This window comes from Myxococcus sp. AB025B (assembly GCF_006518215.1).
GTDB classification, from domain to species: domain Bacteria; phylum Myxococcota; class Myxococcia; order Myxococcales; family Myxococcaceae; genus Myxococcus; species Myxococcus fulvus.
Genome location: NZ_SRLW01000396.1, coordinates 1 through 7,655, shown reverse-complemented (window position 1 = coordinate 7,655; position 7,655 = coordinate 1). Strand labels below are relative to the sequence as shown.

At 71.7% G+C, this 7,655-nt stretch carries 7 protein-coding genes; 6 read left to right on the top strand and 1 reads right to left on the bottom strand.

The annotated features are described in order from the left end of the window. Window positions 1–1,160: trypsin-like peptidase domain-containing protein (locus FL311_RS38905; protein ID WP_141332705.1), on the top strand; the 1,160-nt coding region annotated here is incomplete at its 5' end. Window positions 1,161–1,176: 16 nt separating this feature from the next. Next, on the top strand, window positions 1,177–1,770 hold the full coding sequence (locus FL311_RS38900; RefSeq protein ID WP_141332704.1) for an SGNH/GDSL hydrolase family protein: 594 nt from the start codon (window positions 1,177–1,179) through the stop codon (window positions 1,768–1,770). Between the two features lie 20 nt (window positions 1,771–1,790). Here FL311_RS38900 and FL311_RS38895 read toward each other — a convergent pair whose 3' ends face one another. After that, complete coding sequence (locus FL311_RS38895; RefSeq protein WP_141332703.1) at window positions 1,791–3,716, bottom strand: diguanylate cyclase; 1,926 nt, start codon at window positions 3,714–3,716, stop codon at window positions 1,791–1,793. A 192-nt stretch (window positions 3,717–3,908) separates the two neighbouring features. Here FL311_RS38895 and pgeF point away from each other — a divergent pair, with 192 nt between their 5' ends. The 4 genes from pgeF to FL311_RS38875 all read left to right on the top strand — a co-directional run. Continuing rightward, window positions 3,909–4,673: a peptidoglycan editing factor PgeF gene (gene pgeF, locus FL311_RS38890; protein WP_141332702.1), complete on the top strand. Its 765-nt coding sequence runs from the start codon at window positions 3,909–3,911 to the stop codon at window positions 4,671–4,673. Window positions 4,674–4,757: 84 nt separating this feature from the next. Then, a complete protein-coding gene (locus tag FL311_RS38885; RefSeq protein ID WP_141332706.1) occupies window positions 4,758–5,630 on the top strand; it encodes a tol-pal system YbgF family protein in 873 nt (290 codons plus the stop codon). A 26-nt stretch (window positions 5,631–5,656) separates the two neighbouring features. Then, window positions 5,657–6,889, top strand: a complete 1,233-nt coding sequence (locus FL311_RS38880; RefSeq protein WP_194869556.1) for a LysM peptidoglycan-binding domain-containing protein — start codon at window positions 5,657–5,659, stop codon at window positions 6,887–6,889. Between the two features lie 135 nt (window positions 6,890–7,024). Next, on the top strand, window positions 7,025–7,655 hold a 631-nt coding region (locus FL311_RS38875), incomplete at its 3' end, for a DNA-processing protein DprA (protein ID WP_194869555.1).

Sequence of the window (7,655 nt, the reverse complement as noted above, 5' to 3'; positions counted from 1 at the left end):
CGCTGCGCCAGGGCGCGGGCTCGGGGTTCATCATCGAGCCGACGGGCATCGTCCTCACGAACAACCACGTGGTGGAGGGCGCGGTCTCCATCACCGTGCGCCTGGATGACGGGCGCTCGTTCGCCGGCACCGTGGTGGGCAGGGATCCGCTGACGGACGTCGCGCTGGTGAAGCTCAAGGACAAGGTGGAGGGGCTGCCCACGGTGAAGCTGGGCGACTCGGACGCGCTGCGCGTGGGGGACTGGGTGGTCGCCATCGGCAACCCGTTCGGCCTGGCCTCCAGCGTCAGCCTGGGCATCGTCTCGGCGCGCGCCCGCGACATCGGCGCGAGCCAGTACGACGAGTTCCTCCAGACGGATGCCGCCATCAACCCGGGCAACTCCGGTGGTCCGCTGTTCAACATGAAGGGCGAGGTCGTCGGCATCAACACGGCCATCGTCGGCGGTGGCACCGGCATCGGCTTCGCGGTGCCCAGCAACCTGGTGAAGGCGCTGGTGCCGCAGCTGGAGAAGGACGGCGCCGTCACGCGCGCGTGGCTGGGCGTCGGCATCCAGGACTTGACGCGCGACCTGGCGGGCGCGCTCAAGCTGCCCGTCACGGAGGGCGCCATCCTCACGCAGGTGAACCCGGGCTCGCCCGCGGCGAAGGCGGGGCTGAAGTCGGACGACGTCGTCACCGCCATCGACGGGCAGCAGGTGACGTCCAGCGGCCAGCTCACGCGCACGGTGGCGCTCAAGCGGCCGGGCAGCACGTCCACGCTGACGGTGTTCCGCGAGGGCAAGAAGCAGGACGTGAAGGTGACGCTCGGCACGCGGCCGGACCTGGAGGGCGTGGCCGCGCGCAAGCAGGACGGGGACGAGTCGCAGGAGAGCTCCCGCCGCGTGGGCGTCAGCCTGCAGAACCTGGATGCGCGCACGGCGCAGCAGGCGGGCTTCACGGACCGCCAGGGCGCGCTCATCACCGACGTGGTGCCTGGCTCTCCCGCGGACCGCGCGCAGCTCGAGGCGGGCATGCTGGTGGTGGAGGTCAATCGCAAGCCGGTGGCCCGGGCGGATGACCTGGCCAAGGCGATTCGCGCCGCGCCCGCGGGCAGCACGCTGCTGCTGCGCGTGACGGGGCCGGGTGGTGGCCGCCTGCTGCGCGCGCTGCGCGTGCCGTAGCGGAGGGATGGCGCACATGAGCGTCAACTACGTCTCGCTCGGAGACAGCACGGCGGTGGGCGTGGGCGCGACGCGGGGAGGGGGCTATCCGGAGCGCCTCGCCTCGCGGTTGCGCCGTGATGGCCTGTCACTCGGCTTGACGAACCTGGGCGTCAGCGGCGCGCGCATCCGGGATGTCTTCACCGGCCAGGTCAAGGCGGCGGTGGCCGCGCAGCCGACGCTGGTGACCCTGGGCGTGGGCACCAACGACATCTGGCGCGGCACCGCGCTGGAGGACTTCCGCGAGGACCTGGAGCGGATCGCTCGCAGGCTCAAGCAGACCGGCGCGCCGCTCGTGCTGGTTAACATCGCGGACATGGCGCTGGCGCCGATTGCGCGGATGGTGCCGAGCACCCTCTATGAGGGCCGCATCGAGCCCTTCAACGCCGCCATCGCCGAGGTGGCGCGCGCGGAGGGGCTGCACCTGGTGGACCTGCACTCGGCCAGCCGGGAGATGTTCCCGCGCTCGGCGCACTTCTTCTCGCAGGACGGGTTCCATCCCTCGGAGGAGGGGTACGAGGAGTGGGCGGACCTGATGCTGCCCACGGTGCGCACGCTCGTGTCGCGCTGAAGCGGTGGGGTACCCCGGTTTCAGGCCTTGGCGACGCCACCGGGAGGCGTCGACGCGGCGGCCTCCGCGGGAGGCGCATGGGGGCCGCGCTCACGGCCGGGGTGGATCTCCATCCCCACCTCGAACGCCGTGCTGCGGTTGCGGCCCGTGCGCTTGCTGCAATAGAGGGCCGCGTCCGCGCTGTCGACCAGGCCCTCCTGCGTGGAGGCGTCGCTGGGGAAGTGGGACACGCCGACGGAGACGGTGACGTGTCCTCCGGGCAGCCCCGGCTGCGAGAGCACCAGGTGCTCCGCCACCGCGCGCCGCAGCTTCTCCGCCACGTCCATGGCGTCCTGCTTGGTCGTCTGTGGCAGCAGCAGGACGAACTCCTCGCCGCCGTAGCGCGCCAGCGTGTCCACCTTGCGCACGCGCGTGCGCAGGATGTCGCAGACGCGGCGGAGTGTCTCGTCGCCCACGCGGTGGCCCGCCAGGTCATTGAGGCGCTTGAAGTGGTCCACGTCCACCATGAGCAGCGCCAGGGGCGTGCCGAAGCGCTGCGCCCGCGCCAGCTCCAGCTCCATGCGCTGGAACAGGTGGCGCCGGTTGGGGACCCCCGTCAGCGGGTCCGTCATGGTGAGCTTCACCGTCTCCGCGTGCAGCCGCGCGTTCTTCACCGCGGCCGCGGCGATGTCCGCCACGGCGGTGAGCAGCTCGATTTCGCCTGCGGAGAAGCTGGCGATGTGCGGCCGCTGGAAGTTCACCACGCCCAGGAGCGTGCCCGCGTGCACCATGGGCACCGCCAGCAGCGCGCCCGTGTTCAGCGCGTCCGCCGACAGCCCGCGGCGCGCGAAGATGCTCGTCGGGTCCGCCACGTCCGGCAGGTACACCGCCTTGTGCGTCTGCGCCGCGCGGCCACACGCGCCCTCGCCCAGGGCGAAGGTGAGGCCCTCCGAGCCACGGTGCTCCGGCCACGCCTGCCGCACCTCCAGCGCGCCCTCCGGGTTGAGGAGCATGATGGAGAACTCGGGGATCTGCAGCCGCTCCACCACCAGCCGGGTGACGCCGTCGAGCAGCTCGTCCAGCTCCAGCGTGTCATTGAGCGAGCGGGTGATGTCGAACAGCAGCGACAGCTCCCGCAGGCGGTCCTCGAGCTCGTCCTTGAGCGCGAGCTTCTCCTTCACCAGCTCCAGATCTCGGTGGGTGTCGATCTCCTCCGCCTTCATGGCGGTGAGCCGCGCGAGCATCTGGTTGAAGGCGGCGCCCAGCCGGGCGATTTCATCCGTGCCGCGCACGTCCGCGCGCACCAGCAGGTCTCCGGCCTCCGCGCGCCCCATCGCCGCGCTCAGCCGACGCAGCGGCCGCGTGAGGTTGAAGTGCAGCGAGAGCGCGATGACCAGCGCGAGCAGGATGGCGAACAGCGCCATGGACGCCAGCGCGCCGCCGAACACGTGCGTGAGCTGCTGGTGCAGCGCGGGCTCCAACATCCGCATCTGCAGCACGCTCTCGCCAGGGACCTCGCCGCGCGTGTGACAGCCGCCGCACTCCGGTCCGCCCAGGGGGCGCACCACCTCCGTGACGCCGTCCGCCGAGCGCGCCGTCTCCGGCCCGGGGCGGGTGAGCCTGGCGGCCTCGCGGTGCCTGGTGCCCACCTCGGACGGGTTGCGAGACCAGCGGATGATGCCGTCCGCCGTCAGCACGCGCACGTCCTCGACCGAGCGGAACAGCCGCGTGTCCGAGTGCAGCACCTCCGTCACCGCCCCGTGCGCCGCGGCGCCAGGAGGCTGCGGCAGCATGAAGGTGGAGGCGACGAACTCCGCGAGCGCGAGCGACTCCACCTGCGTGGCGTCCTGCACCGCCACCCGGGCCTCGCGCCAGAAGTGACCGACCCCCAGCAGCGCCACCACCAGGCCCGGCAGAGCGATGCTCCAGAGGAGCTTCCGGCCTACGGTGTCGGGACCCAGGGGCATGGCGCGTTCGCGTCACTTCGTTCGAAAAGACGACACTCGTTTCACGAAGAGTCCGCGGAATTGTCAATGGGCTGACGCGGACTGTCAAACGTACTTCCATGGGAAATTTATCATTCCGTTGGCGCATCCGGCTGGCGCGAGCCGACGTCCGCGTGCGTCGCGCGGGGAGGGGAGGTTAGAAGAGGCTTCCCCATGTCGATTGAGTTGCTGACGTCCCGACTGCTCCCAGTCCCTCACGGCTTCGCGACGCGCGCGGGGGGAGTGTCCGAAGGCCCGTTCTCCTCGCTGAACCTGGGTTTCTCCACCGGAGACGCGCGCGAGATGGTGGAGGAGAACCTGCGCCGGCTCGCGGGCGCGGCGGGGGCTCCGCTGGGCGCGCTGTCCCGCGTGTCACAAGTGCATGGCGACGTGGTGCTGGAGGCGCGCGTCGAGCAGGTGGATGAAGCCCTGCGGCCGGTGGAGGGCGAGGCGGACGCGCTGTGGACGCAAGTCCCTGGCACCTGGGTGGCGGTGGGGACGGCGGACTGTGTGCCGGTGGTGTTGGTGGACCCGGACGGGCGGCGCGTGGCGGCGATCCACTCGGGGTGGAAGGGGACGGACCTGCTCATCAGCGCGCGCGCCGTGGAGGCGCTGGTGGCGCGGGGGGCCCGGCCGGAGCGGCTGCTCGCGGCGGTGGGGCCTTCCATCCAGCGCTGCTGCTACGAGGTGTCGAGGGAGCTGGGGCAGCGCTTCACGCAGCGCTTCGGCGCGGACGTCGTGGAGGTGGAACGCTCTGGCCGCGTCCGGCTGGACCTGAGCCGGGCGGTGCGGAGGTCGCTGGTGGGCGCGGGGCTGCGGCCGGAGCACGTGGACGTGCTACAGGCCTGTACCGCGTGCGAGCCCTCGCGGTTCTTCTCCCACCGCCGTGACGCGGGGCGCACCGGACGGCACCTGAACCTGGTGGTGAACCGGTTCTAGGGGCGGCTTCCGGCCGTTTTCTTGACGCTCTTGGACGTGCCTTCCTATCCTCGCGGGGGAATTCCCTTGCGTCCATCGAGGCCCGTGCTCGCGCGCTCCGTCATCTTCCGCCTGCTCGTCGCCGCGCCGCTGTGCGCGCTGTGTGCCTGTGCCAACAACGCCGCCTCCCAGGCGGACGTCGGGGCGCTGACGGCCGAGGTGCGCGCGCTGCGTGAGTCGCAGTCCCGGCTGGTGGAGCGGTTGGAGCGCCTGGAGGCCCACGCCGCGGTGGACCGCGCGCGCACGGCTCCCAGCGCCGCCCGGCCCGCTTCCTCCGCGACGGTGCCCGTCACGGCGGTGGAGTCGGGTGGGGCGCTGATGTCCACGCCGGAGCTGTCCGTGGTGAAGCTCAAGCCGCGCTTCGAGCCCGCGCCCAGGCTGAACACGCAGGTGGCGGTGGTGGAGCCGGACTCCGAGCAGATGGAGATGTTCATCAGCCCGGTGGGCGAGGACTCCGCGCCCGTGGCCTCCATCTCCTCGTCGGGCGGCGCCACCATGGTGAGCACGCGGGGCGAAGACCCCGCGGACCAGCCGGACCCGGACGTGCTCGACGCGGACTACGAGAAGTACGTGTCCATGCTGCGCACCGGCAACGTGGAGGGGGGCGTGCAGCGCCTGCGCCGCTTCTCCGAGGAGAACCCCCGCCACCCGCGCGCGGACAACGCGCTGTACTTCAGCGGGCTGGGGCAGATGGGGCTCAACGACTTCAAGGACGCCGCCAGCACGTTCGAGCGGCTGATCGCCACCTATCCCGCCGGGGACGCCGTGTTGGACGGCATGCTCCGGCTCGCCGAGTGTCGGGTGCGGCTCAACCAGGCCGCGGATGCCCGGGCTCTCTACACGCGCGTCGTCACCCAGTTCCCGGGGACGGCCGCCGCCACGCAGGCGGAGCAGCGGCTCGCCGCGCTCTCGCAGTGAAGTCTTCATCGAAAGGAAGTCGTGCGATGCGCTCCCGGATCCTCACCTCGCTGATGTTGAGCCTCGCCGTCGCCCCCGCCTGGAGCGCGCTCGCGCAGCAGGAGGGTGGCGAGCAGGACGACACGGAGGCTGGCGGAGAGACTGAAGGCGCCGACGTCATGGACGAGGCCCCCGAGCCTCCTTCCGGTGGCACCACCGTGCAGCTGCCCCCGGGCGCGCCCAGGGGCCGCGAGAGCGCGCCGGGCACCGTCCACACGGTGCAGGAGGGCGACACGCTGTGGGACCTGTCCCAGCGCTACCTGGACAGCCCCTGGTACTGGCCGAAGGTCTGGTCCTACAACCCGGAGATCGCCAACCCGCATTGGATCTACCCGGGCAACCAGGTGCGCTTCTTCGGCTCCGGCGAGGAGGTCCCCCAGCGCGTGGAGACCGAGCAGGACCCCGGGGACGTGGTCGCGCCCACGGAGCTCGCCGACAACACCGTCACCGTGACGGGGAAGATCGGCTACGACGTGTCCTCGTCGCGCCCCGTGACGACGCAGGGCTTCGTGACGCCGCGTGAGCTGGACGAGGCGGGCCGCATCGAGGGCTCGCCCAACGGCGCGCACATGCTGTCCTTCCCGGACAACGTCTACGTGCGCTTCAAGCGCAAGGCGGACGCGAAGGTGGGCGACCGCTACGTCGTGTTCCACACCACGCAGGCGGTGCACCACCCGCGCACGGGCGCCAAGCTGGGCTACCTGACGGACTTCGCGGGCACGCTGCGCGTGGTGCGCGTGGACAAGGGCCTGGTGACGGCGCAGATCGTCGACACCTGGGACGGCATCGAGCGCGGCTTCCTGGTGGGCCCCTACGGCGAGAAGCTCACCGAGCGCGTGGCCCCGCGTCCGAACACGAACTCCAAGGACCTCAACGCCACGGTCATCACCTCGCTGGTGCCGTACCTGACGCTCCTGGGCGAGCACAACACCATCGTCCTGGACAAGGGCAGCGCGGACGGCGTGCAGCTGGGCAACACCTTCGTCATCCTGCGCCAGGGGGATCCGGCGCGCGCGGTGCTGGGCAAGAAGGTCGTGCCGGCCCAGTCGGAGGCGGACAAGGCGCTGCCCTGGGAGCGCATCGGCACGTGCATGGTGACCGAGGTGAAGGAGCGCACGAACAACTGCCTCATGATGAACTCCCTGGAAGAGGTCTCCACGGGAGATCGCGCGCTCATGCGTCCGAGCGGCGCCGCGCCGGCGACCAGCGCCAGCCGCTGAGTCCGGCAGGAAAAGTGCATCCCCCTCCACGCCGGAGGGGTTGAGTGCTTGACCGGTGGCGGCCCGGTGTTTATGTGTCGCGCCCCTCCCAGGGGACCCATCTTCTATATAGGTGGGTCTCGAGTGGGGGTCGGTATGGCGGACGCTGAGACGGACAGCCTCACGGCGGAGCAGCAGGCGTGCCTGGCGCTCTGGGCCGTTCCCGGCCTGGGGCCGAGGACGCTGGTCGCCCTGCGCGCGTTCGCCGACGGTCGCCTGGCGCCCCTGGCCTCGACTCCTGTACGGGACTGGGTGTCCGACGCGCCGGTTTCCCCACAGGTCCGCCAGCGGCTGGCGGCGGTGGCGGGGCTGCCGGCCGTGGCGGAGCGACTCCTGGAGCTGTGTCGGACGAGCGGCACGCGGGTGGCGTTCTGCGACGAGCGGGCCTACCCGGAGCGGCTGCGGGACGTCGAGGATGCGCCGCCGCTGCTGTTCTTCCGGGGCCAGCCGGGCCCCCCGCGCCGGCGGGTGGCGATGGTGGGCAGCCGGCGTCCGGACCAGGGCTTCCTGCCGTTCGCCCGCTCGCTGGCCCGTCAGGTGGCCGAGGGCGGGGTGGGGGTGGTCTCCGGAGCGGCGGCGGGCGTGGACCGGGCGTGTCACTGGGGCGCGCTGGATGCGGGAGGGGAGACCTGGGCGTTCCTGGGGTCGGCGCTGGACGCGTTGGACCCGGCCCAGGCCCGCCTGCTGCCCCACTTCCTGGAGCGGGGTGGGGTGTTCTTCAGCGAGC

Coding starts and splice junctions, on each gene's coding strand:
- FL311_RS38900 (WP_141332704.1), top strand. CDS start 1,177: ATGAGCGTCAACTACGTCTCGCTCGGAGACAGCACGGCGGTGGGCGTG.
- FL311_RS38895 (WP_141332703.1), bottom strand. CDS start 3,716: ATGCCCCTGGGTCCCGACACCGTAGGCCGGAAGCTCCTCTGGAGCATC.
- pgeF (WP_141332702.1), top strand. CDS start 3,909: ATGTCGATTGAGTTGCTGACGTCCCGACTGCTCCCAGTCCCTCACGGC.
- FL311_RS38880 (WP_194869556.1), top strand. CDS start 5,657: ATGCGCTCCCGGATCCTCACCTCGCTGATGTTGAGCCTCGCCGTCGCC.